13 protein-coding genes and 1 pseudogene are annotated in these 19,194 nt (G+C 72.4%); 3 read left to right on the forward strand and 11 right to left on the reverse strand.

Features of this window, described 5'->3' with window-relative positions; genetic code table 11:
• Window positions 1–79: 79 nt before the first annotated feature.
• The gene (locus tag OFY01_RS02545) at window positions 80–976 is read right to left on the reverse strand and encodes an ABC transporter permease (protein WP_266595861.1); all 897 of its coding nucleotides are present in this window, start codon (window positions 974–976) and stop codon (window positions 80–82) included.
• Window positions 973–1,833, reverse strand: coding sequence for an ABC transporter ATP-binding protein (locus tag OFY01_RS02550; protein ID WP_266595863.1), 861 nt, complete (start codon window positions 1,831–1,833; stop codon window positions 973–975). The genes OFY01_RS02545 and OFY01_RS02550 overlap by 4 nt, the downstream gene beginning before the upstream one ends.
• 223 nt (window positions 1,834–2,056) lie before the next feature.
• On the opposite strand from OFY01_RS02550, the gene OFY01_RS02555 reads away from it, so the two are divergent.
• Window positions 2,057–4,069 (forward strand): ATP-binding protein, encoded by a 2,013-nt coding sequence (locus OFY01_RS02555; RefSeq protein WP_266595864.1) that lies wholly within the window; start codon window positions 2,057–2,059, stop codon window positions 4,067–4,069.
• Window positions 4,066–4,755: a response regulator gene (locus OFY01_RS02560; RefSeq protein WP_266595866.1), complete on the forward strand. Its 690-nt coding sequence runs from the start codon at window positions 4,066–4,068 to the stop codon at window positions 4,753–4,755. The genes OFY01_RS02555 and OFY01_RS02560 overlap by 4 nt, the downstream gene beginning before the upstream one ends.
• Before the next feature lie 51 nt (window positions 4,756–4,806).
• Here OFY01_RS02560 and OFY01_RS02565 read toward each other — a convergent pair whose 3' ends face one another.
• The 7 genes from OFY01_RS02565 to OFY01_RS02595 all read right to left on the reverse strand — a co-directional run bounded on the left by OFY01_RS02565 (window position 4,807) and on the right by OFY01_RS02595 (window position 14,633).
• Entirely contained in the window at window positions 4,807–5,646 is an 840-nt protein-coding gene (locus OFY01_RS02565; RefSeq protein WP_266595868.1) for a class I SAM-dependent methyltransferase, read from the reverse strand.
• A gap of 44 nt (window positions 5,647–5,690) precedes the next feature.
• Complete coding sequence (locus OFY01_RS02570) at window positions 5,691–6,890, reverse strand: esterase-like activity of phytase family protein (RefSeq protein WP_266595870.1); 1,200 nt, start codon at window positions 6,888–6,890, stop codon at window positions 5,691–5,693.
• Window positions 6,891–7,037: 147 nt separating this feature from the next.
• Window positions 7,038–8,900 (reverse strand): phospholipase C, encoded by a 1,863-nt coding sequence (locus tag OFY01_RS02575; protein WP_266595872.1) that lies wholly within the window; start codon window positions 8,898–8,900, stop codon window positions 7,038–7,040.
• A 165-nt stretch (window positions 8,901–9,065) separates the two neighbouring features.
• A complete protein-coding gene (efeB, locus tag OFY01_RS02580; RefSeq protein WP_266595874.1) occupies window positions 9,066–10,457 on the reverse strand; it encodes an iron uptake transporter deferrochelatase/peroxidase subunit in 1,392 nt (463 codons plus the stop codon).
• Entirely contained in the window at window positions 10,454–11,653 is a 1,200-nt protein-coding gene (locus OFY01_RS02585; RefSeq protein WP_266595876.1) for an EfeM/EfeO family lipoprotein, read from the reverse strand. Before OFY01_RS02585 ends, efeB begins: the two co-directional genes overlap by 4 nt.
• 246 nt (window positions 11,654–11,899) lie before the next feature.
• The gene (locus tag OFY01_RS02590) at window positions 11,900–13,405 is read right to left on the reverse strand and encodes a GAF domain-containing protein (protein ID WP_266595877.1); all 1,506 of its coding nucleotides are present in this window, start codon (window positions 13,403–13,405) and stop codon (window positions 11,900–11,902) included.
• 190 nt (window positions 13,406–13,595) lie between these two features.
• Window positions 13,596–14,633 carry a rod shape-determining protein gene (locus OFY01_RS02595; protein ID WP_266595879.1) on the reverse strand — a complete coding sequence of 346 codons (1,038 nt, stop codon included), beginning with the start codon at window positions 14,631–14,633 and terminating at the stop codon, window positions 13,596–13,598.
• Window positions 14,634–14,813: 180 nt separating this feature from the next.
• On the opposite strand from OFY01_RS02595, the gene OFY01_RS02600 reads away from it, so the two are divergent.
• Complete coding sequence (locus tag OFY01_RS02600; protein WP_407700266.1) at window positions 14,814–16,121, forward strand: MFS transporter; 1,308 nt, start codon at window positions 14,814–14,816, stop codon at window positions 16,119–16,121.
• 356 nt (window positions 16,122–16,477) lie between these two features.
• Here OFY01_RS02600 and OFY01_RS02605 read toward each other — a convergent pair whose 3' ends face one another.
• Together OFY01_RS02605 and OFY01_RS02610 are read right to left on the reverse strand one after the other, a co-directional pair.
• Window positions 16,478–17,842, reverse strand: coding sequence for a carboxyl transferase domain-containing protein (locus tag OFY01_RS02605; protein WP_266595881.1), 1,365 nt, complete (start codon window positions 17,840–17,842; stop codon window positions 16,478–16,480).
• A gap of 127 nt (window positions 17,843–17,969) precedes the next feature.
• Window positions 17,970–19,194: pseudogene (locus OFY01_RS02610) on the reverse strand (AMP-binding protein); the annotation flags it as partial.

Raw genomic sequence — 19,194 nt, forward strand, 5'->3', positions numbered from 1 at the left:
CGTGCACAGTGGCCCCGTGCCAGCGGTCAGGTAGCAGGCGGCAGGAAGTGAAGCGCGGCCCCCGCCAAGTGCCCGGGGATCAGAGGACGTTGGTCTCCGACGGCGCCGGCGGGCGCCAGGAGAGCAGCCGGTGTTCGAGCTTGCCGATCAGCCACTCGGCGCCGAACACGATCACCGAGATGACGAGCATCGAGGCGAACACACCGTTGGGGTCGAAGTTGTTCTGCGCGGTCTTGATGACCAGGCCGAGCCCGCTCTGCGCGCCGAGCACCTCGCCGACCAGCGCGCCGACGATGGCGAAGCCGAAGGCGCTGTGCAGGCTGGCGATGATCCAGGTCAGCGCGGAGGGCACGATCACGTGCCGGTTGATCTGCAGCCGCGAGGCGCCGAGCACCCGTACGTTGGCGAGGACGTTGCGGTCGACCTCGCGGACGCCCTGGAAGGCGTTGAAGAAGACGATGAAGAACACCAGCACCGCGGCGAGCAGGATCTTCGGGGTCACGCCGATGCCGAAGGCGACGATGAAGATCGAGCCGAGGACGATACGCGGGATGGCGTTGACCATCTTGATGTACGGGCCGAGCACGTCGGAGAGGTAGCGGCTCTGCCCGAGCACGATGCCGAAGACGACACCGGCCAGCGCACCGACGACGAAACCGGCGAGGGCCTCCTGGATGGTGGTCCAGATGTTCGCGTAGAACGAGCCGAACTGGGTGCCGTGCTCGAAGAGGTCGAGCAGGCGCTTCCAGATCCCCGACGGCTGTCCGAAGAAGAACGGGTCGACGATGCCCCAGGTCGTGAACGCCTGCCAGCCGCCGATGACGAAGACCGCGAGGCCCACGCGGCCCGCCCACACCGAGGCGACCCGGCGCCGGGCCGCTCGTTGCGCGGCCGCCGCGCCGGAGCTCTTGCCGCCGCCCGCGCTCTTGCCGCCGTCGCGGGTGGAGACCGAGGCAGCGGTGGATGCCGTGCTCATTCCGTACCTCCCGCGGTGAGCGCGTACGCGCGTTCCACCTCTTCGCGCAGCGTGTCCCAGATCTGGTGCTGCAGTTCGATGAAACGGGGCTGGAAGCGGATCTCCTGGACGGAGCCGCGCGGGCGGGGCAGGTCGATGTCGAAGACCGCCTTGACCGAGCCGGGGGTCGACGTCATCACCACCACCCGGTCGGCCAGCGCCACCGCCTCGTCCAGGTCGTGGGTGATGAAGATGACCGACGGGCGGATCTGCTCCCACAGGCTCAGCAGTTCGGTCGACATGATCGCCTTGGTCTGTACGTCCAGGGCGCCGAACGGCTCGTCCATGATCAGGATCTTGGGTTCGTTGATCAGCGCCGCGGCCATCGCCACGCGCTTGCGCATACCGCCGGAGAGCTGGTGCGGGTAGCGGTCCTCGAACCCGGCGAGGCCGACCCGGCGCAGCCAGTCGCGCGCCGAGGACTGTGCCCGCTGCTTGGGCACGCCGCGGAAGATCGGGCCCATCAGGACGTTGCCCAGGACGGTCTTCCAGGGCAGCAGCGCGTCCGTCTGGAACATGAAGCTGACGCCGTCGGTGATGCCGTCCACCTCGCGGCCGCCGACCTTGACCGAGCCCTCGCTGGGGCGGTCGAGGCCGGACACCATGCTCAGTGTCGTCGACTTGCCGCAGCCGGTGGGGCCCACCACGGCGCAGAACTGGCCCGGCTCCACGGTGAACGAAACGCCTTGCAGCGCCGTGAACACCTCACCGGCTGGGGTCAGGAATCGCTTGGTGAGTCCGGATATCTCGATGCGTGCGCTCGTCTGCTCCGCAGCATCGGCACCCGGGCTCGTCGCGACAACGTTTCGCGAAGCCATGGGGGCCGCTTCCTTCCTACGTTCGGGGTTCCTCGCAGGCCGAGGAAGGCAGACGCTAGAGGCGGCTCAGGGTTACGTCGCTGTTTCCGAGCTATCTCGCGATAGTTGCGTAAGGCGGGGTTCTGCTCGTTTTACTCAGTGGACGCGGGGTGGGCAGGATTCCGGCCATGAGGCACAATCACGCCACTACGAACCGGAATGGACCGGAACGAAGAGGCACCCCGTGACACCCATACGTTTCCGGACGGCCCGCGGTGGAAAGCGGAGGCTTTCCACTCGGATCCTCGCCAACCAGCTGGTGATTCTCGCCGTCACCGGCATGATCGGCTTCGTCCTGTTCGCCTTCGCGCAGCGTTCCGAACTCGACCGCTCCTACGAGCAGCGGGCCCTCGACATCGCCAGGACCGCGGCCGCGGACCCGCAGATCCGGCAGGCCATGGCGCGCGGCGGGGACGACAGCCTGGTCCAGACGGTCGCCGAGCGCATCCGCCGTACCTCCGACGCCTCGTACGTCGTCGTGATCGACCTGCACGGCGTCCGGCACTCGCACCCCATGCCGGCGCTGATCGGCGAGCCGGTGGAGGAGCCGGTCGTGGTGAAGGACGGCCGCGGCCACACCACCATCGACCACGGCGCGACCGGCCGGTCCGCCAACGGCAAGGCCCCGCTGTACGGGCCCTCCGGCGCGCTGATCGGCGAGGTGTCGGTGGGCATCCCGGAGCATGACGTGCTCGGCGAGCTGTGGCGTGAGCTGCCCACCTTCGGCCTGTATGCCGCCCTCGCCACCGCCGTCGGCGCGGCGGCGGCCTATCTGCTGGCGCGGCGGCTCAAGCGGACCACGTTCGGCCTGGAGCTGGAGGAGATCGCCGGTCTGCTGCAGGACCGCGAGGCGATGCTGCACGGTATCCGGGAGGGCGTCGTCGCCTTCGACCCCGACGGGCGGATCACCGTCGTCAACGACGAGGCCCGGCGGTTGCTCGGCCTCGGCAGCGCCCTCGGCCACCGCCTCGACGAGGTACTGCCGGACACGCGGCTGCGCCGCGCCCTGGACGGCACCCTGTCCGGCACCGACGTCAGCGTCCTGACCGACGACCACTGCCTCGTCGTCAACCACATGCCGGTCACCCTGCACGGCCGAGAGCTGGGCGCCGTCGTCACCGTGCGTGATCGTACGGAGCTGGTCGGGCTGCTGCGCGAACTGGACTCCGTACGTGGTCTCACCGACGCCCTGCGGGCCCAGCAGCACGAGTTCACCAACCGGATGCACACGCTGGCCGGGCTTCTCGACATCGGCGAGCACGAGTCCGCGTACGAGTACGCCATCGAGACGGCCCGCTCCGGTCAGGCGCTGACCGAGGCGGTGCGGCGGCATATCGGGAACCCGCTGATGGTCGGCCTCATCGTGGCCAAGACCACGGTCGCCGCCGAGCGCGGGGTCCGCATCGAGCTCACCGAGGACTCGGCTCTCGGCGACGACCCGCCCCACCTGCGCCGACTGCTGACCATCGTCGGCAACCTGCTGGACAACGCCATCGACGCGACCGCCGACGCCACGGTCGGGGCTCCGCCGGGCGACGAGAACGGCGGGCGCCGGATTCGGCTGACGGTGACCGAGGGCGACGACCTGACCCTTGTACGCGTGGCGGACGACGGCCCCGGCATCGCTCCGGGCGCCGCCCGGTCGATCTTCGAGGACGGGTGGTCCACCCGCCCCGAGCGGGGCACCGCACGCCGCGGCCTGGGACTGGCCCTCGTGCACCGCCTCGTCCAGCGGCACGGTGGCACCGTCACGGTCAGCGAAGGCCCGGGAGCGGTCTTCACGGTCGTACTGCCGCAGCCGAACCGGACGGGGGCAGGGGCAGGAAGCGCCGGGACGGGGGCGGACGCCGGGGCGGGGGCGGCGGCGGAGACAGGGAGGGCGGCCAGGACAGAGGCGGCGGCGGAGACAGAGACAGGGGTGAGGACAGGGACGGCGGCGGAGACAAGGACGGCGGCGAGGACAGGGGCGGCGGCGAGGACAGAGACCGCCGTGAGGGCAGAGACCGCGGCGAAGACAGAGGCGGCGGCGAGGACGGCGGCGAGGGCAGGGACCGCGGCGGCGAGGGCAGAGACCGCGGCGGAGACAGAGACAGTGGCGACGACAGAGACCCCGGCGAGGACAGGGGCGGCGGCGCAACCGGCGGTGCACGGTGTGCCGCTCGCGAAGGCTCTGCCGATGGGAGGCGAGGACCGATGATCCGGACCCTGGTGGTGGACGACGACTTCCGGGTCGGCCAGATCCACAGCGACTACACGCGGCGCGTCGCGGGCTTCGAGGTGGTCGGTGCGGCCGCCACCGTCGCCGAGGCCCTCGCGGCGGTCCGCGCCCTGCGTCCCGATCTGCTGCTGCTCGACATCTTCATGCCCGACGGCAGCGGGCTCGACGTCCTGCGGCGGCTCAACCAGGACGAGGGAGACGCCCGCCCGGACGCGCTCATGATCACCGCTGACCACGACATCACGTCCGTACGGGCCGCGATGAAACTGGGCGCCATCGGTTACCTGGTGAAACCGTTCGGCGCCGCCGACCTCGCCGAACGGCTGAGCGCCTACCGTCAGCTCCACGACCGCGTGGACGCGCTCAGCGGGATGGCCACGACCGAGCAGGCCGACGTGGACGCGCTGTTCAGCGCCGCCCGCCCGCCGGCGGTTCCGCGTGTCCCGGCCAAGGGCCACTCCGCGCCCACACTCAGCACGATCCACCAGGCCCTGCGCACCGCCCGCCGCGCCCTATCGGCAGCCGAGGCCGCCGAGGCGACCGGCGTCTCCCGTGCCACGGCGCAGCGGTACCTGTCCTACCTGGCCAAGGAGGGTACGGTCCGACTCGAACTCCGCTACGGCACCAACGGCCGCCCCGAGCACCGCTACCGCATCGCGCACTGAACGGCCACGGCCACAGCCACGGCCACGGCCGGAGCCATAGTCGCGCCGCGCTCAGGCCACCGTGGCGCGCACGATGCGTGCCACGCCCGTGCGCGCCGCCCCGGTCCGCCCCAGGTAGCCGTCGAGCACGGCGCTCGCGGCATGGTCCTCGATCTCGCCGAACCCCGCGGCGACCAGCTCCCGCCGCATCTCGTCCTCGGTGAACCACGACAGCCACGGCTCGCCGACGGCCGCCACCCGCTTCGCCCGCTCGTCGCGCTCCGGTGTCTGCTCGCGCGGCAGCGCGTAGTCCATCACCAGTACGGTCCGGGGATCCGCCGCGCCGCCGCCCTGTCCCGTGATGTAGCGCCAGGTCGCGTCGGCCGCGGCACGCGTGAGGTACATGACGACGCCCAGGCAGACGAACACGGCGGGGCGGTCCCGGTCGAAGCCGGCGGCGGCGAGCCCCTCGGCCAGCGTGGACGTCTCGAAGTCGACCGGCACGAACGTCAGCGTCGACGGCACCGCGATCTCCGCCGCTGCGATCCGGTCCCGCTTCCACTGCTGGGTCGCGGGGTGGTCGACTTCGAAGTACCGTACGTCGGCCCGGGTGTTGCGCAGTGCCGAGGTGTCGAGCCCCGCGCCGAGTACCACCACCTGCCGGACCCCCGCCCCGACGGCCTCGGCCAGTGCCTCGTCGGCGAACCGGCTGCGCGCGGCGAGCCACAGCCGTCGCCTGCGGACCAGGTCCGGGTCGATTCCGTGGTCGAACTCGCCGTGTTCCAGGCCGGATTCGCCGACGAGCGGGACGGCGTACGGGTCCGTGAAGATCCGTGGCTCGTCGGCGATCTGGTGGTACGCCCTGGCCTGCGCCACTGCCAGCGCCGTTCTGCTTGCACGTCCGGTCTGCATGGTCCGTATCGTAGAACCGTGGGCGGCACTCCGCGGCGGGCGGGTCAGCGCACCGCCAGAGCGACGACCTGCGTCGACTCGTCCGCGGAGAAGTTGTCGTCGCTGACCAGGACCACCGTGCGTTCCCCGGAGGGCAGGGCGGGGCCCCACGTCATGCCCTCGGTGTTCTCGATCCGGGACAGACCCAGCGTGTCGAAGTCGGCGACGAGCTTCTTGCGCATCGGCACGACGTGCTCGCCGGCCAGGGAGTCCATGGCCCGCACGTCCGTCGCGCCGCGTGTCGTGGCGTCGTAGAGGCGGATCTTGTAGCCCGCGCCGGCGACCCAGGTGCGTTCGAGGACCAGGTAGCGGTCCGGGTCGCCGGGGAAGGCGAGGATCGAGGGGACGCCGGTGGACGGGGGCCAGGGGCTGCTCGGGTCGGACGCCGTGAAGATCTTCTCCAGCGGGTACGCGAACTGCCCGAGCACGCGGCCGCCCCGGTTCTGCCGGGTGACGCGGACCAGGGCGCCGTGCGCGAGGGTCGGTTCAGGGCCGTCCTGCACGAGCGGGCCCTCGATCGCGCTGGTCAGCGTGTGGCCGCGCGAGCCGAAGGTGAACGCCTCCAGCGACTCGTTGCGGCGCGGGCCCCCGCCCGGGGTGATCGCGTAGTCGGGGGGCAGCCGGAAGGTGCCTCGGTAGGCGCCGGTGAGGTCCGCGCGCTGGAGCGCGGGCTGGACCACCGGATCGCCCTCCTTCGTGGGCCGGTCGCCTTCCTGCGCCCACCAGAGGCGGTGGCAGCCGCCGCGCGGGTCGACACGCATCTCCTCCGGGTCGGCGGCGTGCGCCGGGTCCGTGATCGGCGACGGGTAGACCGAGCCGTCGGGGCGCAGGAGCGGGTGGGTGGAGGTGAAGTCGACGGAGTGCACGCCGTCCGCGTCGACGTCGATGCGGGCCGTGTAGAAGCGGACGGGCTGAAGGAACGAACGGTCGTCGCTGATGAGCGCGTACGAGCCGGTGCACGGGTTGCGGTCGATGCCCGAGAGCCCGCCGACCGTCGTGTCCTGGAAGTCGAGCTTGTGCGGAACGGTCTTCTCGCCGAGCAGCCGTGCGTGCAGGGCGCGCTGGGCACCGACGCGTTGGGCATCGACGCCGTGGGAACTGCCGGGGTGGGCGCCGCCGGGGTGGGCGGCGGCCACCGTGGGGGCGAGGGCGGCGGCCAGGGCGAGGGCCGCGGTGCCGGCGCGGCGGAGTACGGAAGGTCGCATGGGAGTGATCATGAACCGGACGGCCGCCGACCCGCAGTCACCCACTCGGGTGTTCCGGTTGTTCGGGCCATCGGGTGAACGCGGTGAGCACGCCGAACGGCGGCCCCCCTCGCGCGGGGAGCCGCCGTTCTCACAGGACGCGGGACGTTACGCGGTGGTGCGGTGCTTGCGCCGGTACGTCAGGTACGTGCCGGTCGCCCCCGCGGCCAGGACCGCGGCGACCGCGCCGGTCACCGGGAGCGTCGGGAAGCCGGACGAACCGTCCGTGGTGGCCGCCGTGTTCTCCATCGCGGGGCCGGGCGTGATGTGCGTCGTGACCGGGGCGACGGCGTGCACGCATCCGACGGACTTGACCGAGCCGTCCTGGTTCAGGAGCACCTGCTTGTTGTTCGGGTGCCTGAAGTCGAACATGTGCTTGAGCGAGCCGGCCGTGGCGTCGAACGAGTGGTCACCGATGCGCTTGGTGTGCCAGTTGTTCTCGATGAAGCGGAGGATCGACGCCTGGTCGGTCTTGGTGTGGTCGACCTTGTCGACCTTGCTGTACGGGGAGATGACGAGCAGCGGCTGACGGGTGCCGGGGCCGCAGCGGTCCTTGTAGCCACCGGACGCCGGGCGGGCGTTCTGGCAGGCGGGGCTGTCGGTGGACTTGCCGTCGGAGCCGGTCGTCGTGTCCTTCGAACCGTTGCGCGGCGTGATGTACGCGTGGTCGTACCAGCCGTCCGAGTCGTCGTAGGCGACGACGATCGCGGTCGACTTCCACTGCGGCGACGACTGGATCGCGTTGATCTTGTCGACGAGGAAGTGCTGCTCGTCGATCGGGTCCGAGTATCCGGCGTGGCCGTCCTGGTACGCGGCGGCCTTGACGAAGCTGACGGACGGGAGCCGGCCGGCCTTGAGCGCGGCGTCGAAGTCCGTCAGGTCGTAGTTGTGGTTCGCCTGACCTTTGTGACCGATCTCCGCGACGTTCTTCGGCGGCAGGTGGTGCGGGTTGGCCGTCGACTTGTAGTAGGAGAACGGGTTGTGGTGCGGGCTGTAGTCCGTGACCTGGGCGCCGCCGACGTTGGCGTGCGACGTGTCGCACTTCGCGTACGAGCCGGACTGCCCGTTCCACGCCGTCGACGGGCGGAAGCCGCCCTGGAACCAGCCCCAGGAGACGTTCTTCTCGTTCAGCCGGTCACCGATGTTCTTGCCCTGCATGGCCGCCAGCGCGTAGCTGCGGGTGTGGTCCTTGCCCGCGCAGTCGTCGTAGGCCGGGTCCGGGTCGGCGGCGACCGTACCCACGCCGTTGGCGTCGGGCGACTTGACCGCGTACGAGTCCGGCTTGTCCGTCCGCTTCGGGTTCTCCGTGCCGGACTTCGGGTCCATGGAGACCACGCCGTGCGTCTGGCCCGAGATGAGGTTGAGCGCGCCCGGCGTCGAGGGACCGTAGGTGGAGCTGTACGAACGGTCGTTGAGGGAGTAGTGCTGCGCGTAGTTCCACAGCGCGGTGACCGTGTTGCCGTCGTAGTAGTCCATCACCAGGCCGGGCTCGCCGAACAGGCCGCCGCTGCACTTGTCGACCTCGGTGTTCTGCACGTACTGGTCGGCCTTGCCGCCGTTGGCGGCGTACTGCTCGGGCCCGTACGAATGGTTCTGGTCGCAGGTCATGGCCTGCGACGGCGTGAGCCGCTTGGGCGTGTACTGGTTGGGGTTCTTGTCGAGCAGACCGGCGTGCGCCAGCGTGTCGATGTGCTTCGGGGTCTTCTTCGACGCCGTGAACTTCGTGCCGTCGGTGTTCGCCGCCTTCGGGTACGTGCCGAAGTAGTGGTCGAACGACACGTTCTCGTCGAACAGGACGACGACGTGCTTGATCGGCGTGGCCGTCGAACCGCCGTGGTGGTGGCCGTGGTGGCCGTGATGGCCGGCGGCCGCCGCCCAGGTCGGTGCCGCTCCGCCGAGCGCGGTGAGCGCGACAGCGCCGGCCAGCGCCCCCAGGCTCCGTATCGATGCGCGTCTTCCCCTGCTGGCCATGGTGGTTCACCCTCCGAACCGGTCGCTGCTCGCCTTACGATCAGGGATGCTCGAACCGGTGTACGGCGCACCGGCAGAGTCAGGATGGCTCAAGAGTGAACAGAGAGTCAGGGATGGCGTACCAACTCTTGACCCGCTCTTGACCTTCGGGTCGGTCGTTTTCGGTCACGCGAGGAGCGCCCGACCGTACCAGTCGCTCTTGTCCCGTACGCCCGGCAACGCGAAGAAGTAGCCGCCGCCGAACGGGCTGACGTAGTCGGTCAGCGGCTCGCCCGCCAGGCGGTGCTGCACCGTCTCGAACTGCCGCCTCAGGTCCTGCTGATAGCACGCGAAGAGCAGGCCCATGTCGAGGTTGCCGTTGGAGTCCATGCCGCGGTCGTAGTTGTACGCGCGGCGCAGGATGCGCTGGTCGGCGGTGGCCGGAGTACGCGGGTTGGCGAGCCGGATGTGCGAGTCGAGCGGGATGACGTCGCCCTTGGGGTCGTCGGTGTAATTCGGCGCGTCGAACTCGTGGTCACCGTCCAGCGGCGCGCCGGTGGCCCGCGACCGGCCGAACATGCGTTCCTGCTCACTGAGCGAGACCCGGTCCCAGAACTCCACCAGCATCCGGATCAGCCGCACCACCTGATAGCTGCCGCCGACCGCCCACTCCGGCTCGCCCGACCCCTTGCCCACCCACACCAGGCGGTTCATCGCGCGTGCGCTGCCCGTGTCCGGGTTGGCGATGCCGTCCTTGAAGCCGAGGAGGTTGCGGGGGGTGCCGGAGGGGCGCGGCGGGCTGCTGAAGCCGTCCATTCGCCAGCGCACCTGCATACCGCCGCGTGTGTGGCGGGCGATGTCGCGCAGGGCGTGCAGCGCCGTGTCGGCGGTGTCGGCGTGCAGTTGGAGGCTGAGGTCGCCGTGGCACCACTCCGGGCGCAGGTCGTCGTCGGGGAAGGCGGGCATCGCGGACAACTGCCGTGGCCTGCGGTCGCCGAGACCGTACCGGTCGTCGAAGAGCGAGGCGCCGACGCCGACCGCCACCGCGAGCTGCCCACCGGGCACCCGCTCCCCGAGCACCCCCGAGTCGGCGGGCGGCCCTGTGATCCCGGCCTGCGCCGGGGTGCCGCCCGAGGTGAGGAACCGCGCCCGTTCGGTGAGCGTGCGCAGCAACTCGGCCAGGCCCGCGCGGTCGTCGGCGGTCACGTCGAGCGAGGCGAACACGCAGGTGCGGCGTGGCGCGGCGATCACGGACGCCTGGTGCGTGCCGTGGAAGGGCGGCATGGGGGCGGCGGCGCCGTGCGCCCGCGGCGCCGCGTAGTCGGAGTCCTTGGTGTGCGCCGGGGCGGCCGCGCCGCCCGCCGCTAGCCCGGCGCCCGCGAGGGCCGCGCCGCGCAGGAAGCCGCGCCGCGCGACGCCGGGGCAGCGACCGGCGCCGGTCGTCTCCTCCGCGCTGGGACCGCCTGTACCCGGATTGCCCGAAGTCGGACTGCCCGTACCCGGACCGCCCGTACTCGGACTGCCCGTACTCAGACCGTCCGTAACCGGACCGCTCGTACCCAGACCGTCCTCACTCACGCTGTCCTCCGTGGGTCGCACAGGGTCGCCACCGAGGCGAGCCGTTCTGCCAGGTCGCCGAAGACGGCGTCGGTCCGCTCCCGCTGGGCGCGGCTCAGTCCGTCGAGCGGGGTCCACCGGCCGTTGTGCCGGAAGCCGCCGACGAGTGACCGGGCTCGATCCAACTCCCGCTCCAGGTCCGCCAGTTCCGGATAGCGGGTGGTGAGGATCGGGTGCAGGCGGTCCAGCACCTCGCGGCTGCCGTCGAGGTTGGCGCGGGCCGTGGCGAGGTTGCTGCCGCTGCCGTAGTCGGTCCGCCCGGTCAGTTCGAACTGGATGGTGTTCTCCACGATCTCGTGTGCGCGCAGCCCGAGTTGGGCCGGGTCCATGCGAGTCTGCGACCAGTCGCCGCGCAGTGTGGTGACCGACGTGAGCAGGGCGGCGGCCGGGGCGCGCAGGTCCCGCGCCGACTCACCGTGCCACAGCCCGTACTCGACGCGGTGGAAGCCGGTGAAGTGCTTGTCGTGGACGCCGCCCGCGAGCCCGGCGTCGGTGCCGTTGATCGCGGCGTCCGCTTCGCCGAACGCGTCGTACGCCGCGCCGAGCCGCTCGTACTGGAGGTGCGCGGTCAGCCAGTCGGCGCGCGCCGCGCCGAGGTCGCCGCGGTCGATGTCGTCACGCAGCCGCGCCGTCTGCTTCGCCAGGGTGCCGAGGCCGCTGCCGACCCATTTCTGGTAGGCGATGGACGGCGGGATCAGGTCGTGCTGGGTGACCGGGACGGCGGCCGGGCCGCGACGGCCCGAGCGGACCCGCACGGTGGGCCCGGTGACCGCGTCGGCGTCGTCCGGCACGCACTTGAAGGCGTAGGCGCCCTTGCCGACACGGACCGTCAGGTGCCGGGTCGTACCGGGACCGATGCCCTCGACCTCGCCGTAGACGGCGCCGGTTTCCGGGTCCTCCAGGTAGACCTCGGCGGCGCCGTCGGTCGGGTTGTGGAAGTCGAAGACCTGGGTGCCGGGGGCCGGGTCGGTCCAGCCGCGGCCGCAGTGGCTGCGGGAGACCTCGACGGCGGTGTGGCGCAACCCGTCCCCGGAGGTCCGCGCGGAGTGCGCGCCGCGCCCCGACGCGACGATCAGCGTCCCGGCGGTGGCGGCGATCACGAGCGCGACGGCCGCGGCCGACCAGAGCCGGACCCGGGTGACGGGTATACGCGGCATCCAACGCCTCCCGGAACAACTGCGCGTACGGCCAAGACGGACGGCCAAGACGGACGGCCAAGACGTACGACTGGAAAAAGGACTGACGGCCGGGGCTTACCGCTGGGGCTTACCACCGGTGCTTACGACCAGGTCATGCTAGGCGTGCCCGCGTCGTCGAACAGCGGTCCGAACCGAAAGGATGCCGAGAGTTCCCCCGTGGTTCACCGAGGCTTCGGTCGTGACCGGCCCTGACCCCGGTCGATCTCACAGCGGCGACTGCCACGTCACGGTCGTCCCGCCGTCGGTGTCGGCGTCCTCCCGCCGCCCGTCGTCCGTCACGGTCAGCCGGACCGCGGGACGTCCGTCCGGCAGCCTGGCCTCGGCGTCCACCGAGACGTCGATGCGGGAGACGGCGGGGCGGCGCGCGGCCGTTGCCAGGGCGCGGCGCAGCGCCGTGAGGAGATGGCCCTGCACGGGCTCGGGGACGGCCGCCTCGACCGGACCGGTGAAGTGCACCGAAGGGGCGAAGCCGAGCACGGCGGCGGCGCCGGCCTTCTCCCGCAGCACCTTGCCGCGGAATGTGGTCGGGGCGTCGGCCGGCGGCTGCTGGAGCGCGAAGATCGCGGTGCGAACCTCCTGGATCGTCGACTCCAGCTCGTCGACGGCGTGTGTGAGCATGTCGTGCACCTCGCCGGCCGGCGCGCGGCGCTGCGTGGACTCCAGCATCATGCCGGTCGCGAACAGCCGCTGGACCACGAGGTCGTGCAGGTCGCGGGCGATGCGGTCACGGTCCTCGAACACGGCGAGCCGCTCCCGCCCGGCCCGTGCGTCGGCCAGGACGAGCGCGAGCGCGGCCTGCGAGGCGAACTGGGTGGCGAGGCGGTGGTCCACCGACGTGTAGGGGCGGTCGCCGCGCGTCCGGGGCAGGGCGAGCGTGCCGATCAGCTGCCCGTCCGCGCGCAACGGCAGCATCATGCTCGGCCCGAACCGGAACCGTACCTCCGTGGTCATCCGGGGGTCGGTCGCCGAGTCCTCGATGAACACCGGTTCCCCGGCCAGGAGTTCGGCGAGGACCGCGCTGCCCGGCTCGATCGTGGTGCCGAGCAGCGAGGCGGGGTCGGCGTCGGCGGAGGCGGCGGCCACGATCCGCATCCCGCCCTCGTCCGTGGGTTGGAGGACGACGCCCGCCGCCGCGTCGGCCAGCCGCCGCGCCTGTTCGGCGACCGTGGTGAGCGCGTCGTCGTCGCGCCCCGTGAGCAGCGCGTTGGTGACGGCCGCGGCTCCCTCGATCCATCGCTCCCGCTGGGTGGCGGTCTCGTACAGGCGGGCATTGCCGATGGCGATGCCCGCCTGGGCGGCGAGGGCACGCAAGAGCTCCAGGTCGTCCCCGCTGAATCCGGGTGCCTGCTTCCCGGTCAGCCGCAGCCGCCCGAAAACCGCGTCCTGGCCGTGTTCCCGTACGGGGATGGGGACGGCCAGGACCTCAGGCTCGTGCAGGACGGCGTCGACCGGCACGTCGGGCGGCAGCCAGGGCGGGCCGTTCGGCGGGGGGCCGCCCGTGGTGACGGCGGCGACGATGGCGCCCTGTTCCTGGTCGAGCACGCCGAGCACGCCGCGGCAGGCGCCGGTCAGCGCGACGGCGCTGTCCGTCAGGTGCTGGAGTGTGCTGCGCAGGTCGAGTTCGGAGCCGACGTCGAGCACCGCAGCCAGGAGAACCGAGAGCCCGGCGGGCACCTCCGGCTCCGGTACGCCCTCGTCCGGCACCGCCATCGCCTGTCCTCCCCCTCGTGCTCCGACCCGCTGAGATCCCGTTCCCGTCCAGTACGGCCCGCTCTGGTCCGGTTCAGTCTGCTCTGGTCCGCTCCGGCCCAGGCCAGCCCAGTCCGGTCCAGTGCGCTCTGGCCCAGTCCGGTCCAGTCCGCTCTGGCCCAGTCCAGCCCTGTCTGCCCGGCTCCGGTCCTCAGCCTGCCAGCGGGTCGAGGGCCAGCGGCTGGATCCGGCCCTCCATCATCGCGCCGAGCCCCTGCACCGAGCAGACGTCGGGGCGTTCGGCGATGTGTACGGGCATGCCCGTCGCGTTGCGCAGCATCTGGTCGAGGCCCGGCAGCAGCGCGGAGCCGCCGACCATCATGATCCCGCGGTCAGCCAGGTCGGCGACCAGGTCGGGCGGGCAGTCGCGCAGCACCTTGCCGATGCCGTCGAGCACGGCGGTCAGCGGCGTGTGGATGGCGCGGCGTACCGCGGAGGTGTCGACGTGCACGGAGCGGGCCAGGCCCGTCGCCACGTCGCGGCCGTGGATCTCGGTCTGCTCGGGGCCCTCCGCGGTGAGGCCGTTGCCGCTGAGCGCGAGTTGCAGGGGGCGTACGGACTGCGAGGGGAGCATCAGCTCGTGGTGCTGGCGCAGGTGCTGGACCACCGCGTGGTCGATGGCGTCGCCGCCGACGGGGATGCGCTCGGCCGTCACGATCGCGCCGAGCGAGAGCACGGCGATCTGCGTCGTGGCGGCGCCGCACACCATGATCATGGTGGCCTCGGGCTGCTCGACGGGGAGCCCGCAGCCGACGGCCGCGGCGATGAGCGTGTCCACCAGCTCCACCCGGCGCGCCCCGAGCCCGATCAGCGTCTCGACCGTGGCGCGCTGCGCCAGCGGGTCCGCGTCGTGCGGCGTGGCGGCCGCCGCGCGCAGCCTCGGTTTGCGGCGCAGGGTACGGCGGAGCTTCTCGCCCAGCAGGTGGCGCAGCATCCGCTGGGCCATCTCGATGTCGACGACGGTGCCGCCGGAGACGGGGCGTACGACACGGATGTAGCCGGGTGTGCGGCCGGTCATCTTCTCCGCGAACTCGCCGACGGCGATCAGCGCGCCGGTGCGGGTGTTGACCGCGGCGGCGCTCGGTTCGTCGACGACGAGGCCGGCGCCCTTCACGTACACGCGGGTGCGGGCGGCGCCCAGGTCGACGGCGAAGTGGCAGCGGCGCAACTGCTCCATGCTGACGGTCATGGCAGGTCCTCCCGAGAGCGCAGACCGTGGGCGGGTCGCCGGGTGGCGCCCCTGTCTGGAATCGTGCGGCGGCGCGGAGACCGTCGCCCGCTGGGATAGGCCGCGCGAGGCAATGTCATAAGGGTGAAAAATGGGGCAAATCGGAAAATTCGGTCATCGGGCTCGCTGTTAGCATCCCGTGTGACCAGCACCGAACCGGAACGGACCGAACCGCCCACACCCGCCGCCACCGAGAAGATCGAGCCCGCGAGGCGCGGACGCGTCCTCGCCGACCTGACTCCGCTGCGGATGTCCCCGGACTTCCGGCGGCTGTGGACCGGCGACACCGTCTCCCGGGCCGGTCAGTCGATGACCGCCCTCGCGGTCTCCCTACAGGTCTACGACATCACCCGCTCCAGCTTCGCCGTCGGCCTGGTCGGCCTCTTCTCACTGGTCCCGCTCGTCCTGTTCGGCCTCTACGGCGGTGCCATCGCCGACACCGTGGACCGCCGCCGGCTCGGCCTGTACAGCGCGCTCGGCCTGTGCGGCCTCTCGGTCGCCCTGGCCACCGCCGCGCTCTGCGGCTACCACCGGGTCTGGCTGCTGTACGGGGTCGTCTCCCTGCAGGCGGTCTGCGGCGGCCTCAACGCGCCCGCCCGCACCGCGATGATTCCGCGCCTCATCCCGCCCGAACACCTGCCCGCCGCAAACGCCCTCGGCTCCATCACCCAGACCGCGGGCTCGCTCGTCGGCCCGATGCTCGGCGGGCTCGTGGTCGGCTTCTGGGGCTACCAGACCGCCTACCTCCTCGACGCCGCCGCCTTCACCGCCTCCCTCTACGCGATGTGGCGGCTGCCCGCGATGCTGCCGCACACCCCGGCGGGCCGACGCCGGGGGCGTGCCTCCGTCGTGGACGGGCTGCGGTTCCTGGCCGGGCGGCCGAACCTGCGGATGACGTTCTTCACCGACATGTGCGCGATGGTCCTCGCGCAGCCGAAGGCGCTCTTCCCGGCCGTCGCCGCGCTGTGGTTCGGCGGCGACGCCCGCACCACCGGGCTGCTGGTCGCCGCGCCCGCGGTGGGCGCGCTGCTCGGCGGGGTGTTCTCCGGCTGGCTGGGGCGCGTGCGCCGACACGGCCTCGGCATCGTGCTCGCGGTCAGCGGCTGGGGCGCGGCCGTCGCCGTCTTCGGCCTGACCCGCGACCTGTGGCTGGGCCTTCTCTTCCTCGCGCTCGCCGGCTGCTCGGACACCATCTCCATGGTGTTCCGCGGCACCATGCTCCAGGTCGCCGCGCCGGACGAGATGCGCGGCCGCCTCCAGGGCGTCTTCATCGTGGTCGTCGCGGGCGGCCCCCGCCTGGGCGACTTCGTGGCCGGTACGGTCGGCGGCCTCACCTCCCCGGCCGTCGCGATCACGGGCGGCGGGACGCTGTGCGTGGCCGCCGTGTGGCTGCTGGCGGCGAAGTGGCGGAGGTTCGTACGGTATGACGCGCGGTGGCCGCAGGCGTGAGGCGCCGCGTGCGCGCCGACCGCTCGGGCGCGCGGGCCGCACCCGCCACCACGTCCGAGGCGGTGTCCAAGGGCGAACGCGGCGGCGCCGCCTCCCCGTGGGACCGGGGGAGACGGCGCCGCGCTGGCTCAGGTCGTGTTACACCAGCCACCCGACGAAGTGGATGACGCCGGCGAGGATGTCCGTGAGCAGGTTCATGATGGTGCGTTCTCCTTGCGGTCTTGCGTGTCGCATGTGTGTGGGACTTGCACGTGCATCGCGATGCGGTCGCTACGGTCTGCAGCCCGTTGCTTGCGCCCCGTAAGCATCGTTGGTCCCGTGTGCCTCACGCAAACTCTGGGGCGACGATCACCTGTTCAAGCGAACAACTGCTCGCCTGTTCGTTTCGCGATGCCCCGGACAAGGCCGAGCTCCAGCAAGTCCTGTGGGCGCAGGCGTAGTTGGTCGGCCGTCGTGCCCGCTTCCTCCGCCGGACGTTTGAGGATGGCGGCGGCCGACTCGGGCGCGATCACCGAGAAGTACGCGTCCGGAGCGACCCACGTGGCACCCGGCGCGGCCAGGGCCAGCGCCCCGCCCGAACCGCCCTCACCGATGACCAGGCTGGTGACCGGGACCGGACTCTCGGCGACCGCCGCGAACAGCCCAGCGATGGCCGCCCCGGCGCCCGCGCGTTCCGCCGCCGCGTCGTTGGCCGCGCCAGGCGTGTCGACCAGTGTCAGGACCGGGACGCCGAGGCGGCCCGCGAGGCGCAGCAGGCGGATGGCGGTGCGGTAACCGGCGGGCGTCGTCGCCGTGCCGCACTGCGCCGCGTACGCGACCGTACGGCCCTCGCGCTCGCCGAAACCGCACCGCATGCCGTCGTCGGTGCCGCCCGCCCGGTCGCCGGACAGCTCCCGCCGGAAGGAGAAGTAGGCATCCAAGTAGGCGTCGGCGCGGGGGCGTTCGGGCGCACGGGCGCGCCGCACCGCCTCCTGGCCGGTGTCCGGCAGGTCGGTCCGGCCGAGAGCCCCGGGCACCGGTGCGGGGAGCGTGGCCGCGCGGCCGGGCGCGAGCAGCCGCAGCCAGCCGCCGACGGCCTCCGCCAGCGCGTCCGGGGCCACCAGGGCGTCGACCGCGCCCGCCGCCAGCTGACTCTCGGCGCCGTACGCCGTCGGGTCGGTGTCGGCCGGACGGACGCGGGACCCGGCGAACCCGATCTGGGCCCCCGGCAGAGCGAGGGTGATGTCCGCCCCGGCCCCGAGCGTGGCCCAGCCGCCGCCCGTCGTCGGATCCCGGGCCACCGCGATCTGGACGAGCCCGGCGGCGCGGGTGAGCGCCGACTGGCGCGCCAGGCGCTGGAGTTGGGTGAGCGCGACCATGCCCTCCTGCATCCGGCTGCCGCCCGTGGCGACCAGCGAGACGACGGGGAGGCCGTGGCGGCGGGCGTGTTCATGGGCGGCCTCGACGCGGTCGCCGGTGCCGCGCCCGAGGGAGCCGCCGAGGTAGCCGAAATCGAAGGCGACGACGACCGTTCCGGTGCCGCCGACCGTGGCCGTGGCCGCGACGACGGACTCCCTCTCGCCGGTGCGTTCGGCCGCGCGGGCGCGGGCGTCGGCGTACCCCGCCCAGTCGAGCGGGCCGTCGCTCCCGGCGTCTTCCCGGTCTCCGTACGGCAGTTCGTCGAGCGAGCCGGGGTCGCAGACCAGGCCGAGAGCGGCGCGGGCCGAGGCGTGCTCAGGCATCCGTGCGCTCCGCGCTCTCCGCGCCCGCCTGGTTCTCCGCGCCCGCCTGGTTCTCCGTGCCCGCCTGGTTCTCCGTGCCCGCCTGGTTCTCCGTGACCACCGGGCTCTTCCGGCCTCCCGTGGTTCCCAGGGACCGCTTGAGGATCTTCCCCATGTCGTTGCGGGGGAGCGCCTCCAGGAAGTGCACGGTGCGCGGACGCTTGTGGGGGGCGAGCCGGGACGCCACGTGATCGGCCAACGCGTCGGCGGTAGGCGGATGCCCGTGGTCCTCCGGGACGATCCAGGCCACCACCCGCTCGCCCAGGTCGTCGTCGGGGGCACCCGTGACGGCGGCCTCGCGGACGGCGGGGTGTTCGAGCAGCGCGTTCTCGATCTCGCCCGCGCCGATCTTGTAACCGCCGCTCTTGATGAGGTCGGTGGCCTTGCGGCCGATGATGCGGACATGGCCGTCGGCGTCCCGTACCGCCATGTCGCCCGTACGGAACCAGCCGCCCGGCGCGAAGGCCGCCGCCGTGGCGTCCGGCCGGTTCAGATACCCCAGGAACAGGTTCGGGCCGCGCACCTGGATCTCACCGACCGCATCCGGGTCTTTGCCCGGGACCTCGGTCGTCCCGTCCTCCTCGGTGAGCCGCAGCTCGACGCCCGGCAGCGGCACGCCCACGGTGCCGGGGCGCGGCTCGCCGTCAGCCCGCATGCTCGGCCGCGGGCCAGGGGGTGTCCACCGGGAAGAGCACAGCATGAGGGTCTCGGTCATGCCGTACCGCTCGATCACCCGCTGCCCGGTCGCCGCCGCGATCCGCTGGTGGTCGTGGACCGGCAGCGCCGCCGAACCGGAGACGAGGAGCCGCGCCGCCGCCAGGGCCTTGGCGAGGTCCGGGTCGCCGGGCAGGGCCTGGGCGATGCGGTGGTACATCGTCGGCACCCCGAACAGCATCGTCGCGCCGGAGGACAGCTCGCGCCGCACCCCGTCGGTGCTGAACCGGCCCAGGTGGCGAAGGGCGCCGCCCCGGCGCAGCGGGCCGATGACGCCGAGGATCAGGCCGTGCACGTGGAACAGCGGGAGGCCGTGCACGAGGGTGTCCCGCTCGCTCCACCGCCAGGCGTCCCGGAGCGCGTCGAGGGTGGAGGCGACGGCGCGGCGGGGGAGCACGGCGCCCTTGGGCGGCCCTGTGGTGCCGGAGGTGTAGACGATGAAGGCGGGGGCGTCGGGATCTGCGGGTTCCGGGGGGACGGCCGACGCACCCACGGCGCTGTCGGCGCTCCCGCTACTCCCACCGCTCCCGCTACTCCCACCGCTCCCGCTACTCCCACCGCTCCCGCTACTCCCACCGCTCCCGCTACTCCCACCGCTC

Origin of the sequence: Streptomyces beihaiensis (assembly GCF_026274175.1) — a bacterium.
In the GTDB taxonomy this organism is placed as follows: domain Bacteria; phylum Actinomycetota; class Actinomycetes; order Streptomycetales; family Streptomycetaceae; genus Streptomyces; species Streptomyces beihaiensis.

Bases quoted from the DNA above. Each gene is read 5' to 3' on its own strand.
- OFY01_RS02545 (WP_266595861.1), bottom strand. From the start codon at position 976: ATGAGCACGGCATCCACCGCTGCCTCGGTCTCCACCCGCGACGGCGGC.
- OFY01_RS02550 (WP_266595863.1), bottom strand. From the start codon at position 1,833: ATGGCTTCGCGAAACGTTGTCGCGACGAGCCCGGGTGCCGATGCTGCG.
- OFY01_RS02560 (WP_266595866.1), top strand. From the start codon at position 4,066: ATGATCCGGACCCTGGTGGTGGACGACGACTTCCGGGTCGGCCAGATC.
- OFY01_RS02565 (WP_266595868.1), bottom strand. From the start codon at position 5,646: ATGCAGACCGGACGTGCAAGCAGAACGGCGCTGGCAGTGGCGCAGGCC.
- OFY01_RS02570 (WP_266595870.1), bottom strand. From the start codon at position 6,890: ATGCGACCTTCCGTACTCCGCCGCGCCGGCACCGCGGCCCTCGCCCTG.
- OFY01_RS02575 (WP_266595872.1), bottom strand. From the start codon at position 8,900: ATGGCCAGCAGGGGAAGACGCGCATCGATACGGAGCCTGGGGGCGCTG.
- OFY01_RS02585 (WP_266595876.1), bottom strand. From the start codon at position 11,653: ATGCCGCGTATACCCGTCACCCGGGTCCGGCTCTGGTCGGCCGCGGCC.
- OFY01_RS02590 (WP_266595877.1), bottom strand. From the start codon at position 13,405: ATGGCGGTGCCGGACGAGGGCGTACCGGAGCCGGAGGTGCCCGCCGGG.
- OFY01_RS02595 (WP_266595879.1), bottom strand. From the start codon at position 14,633: ATGACCGTCAGCATGGAGCAGTTGCGCCGCTGCCACTTCGCCGTCGAC.
- OFY01_RS02605 (WP_266595881.1), bottom strand. From the start codon at position 17,842: ATGCCTGAGCACGCCTCGGCCCGCGCCGCTCTCGGCCTGGTCTGCGAC.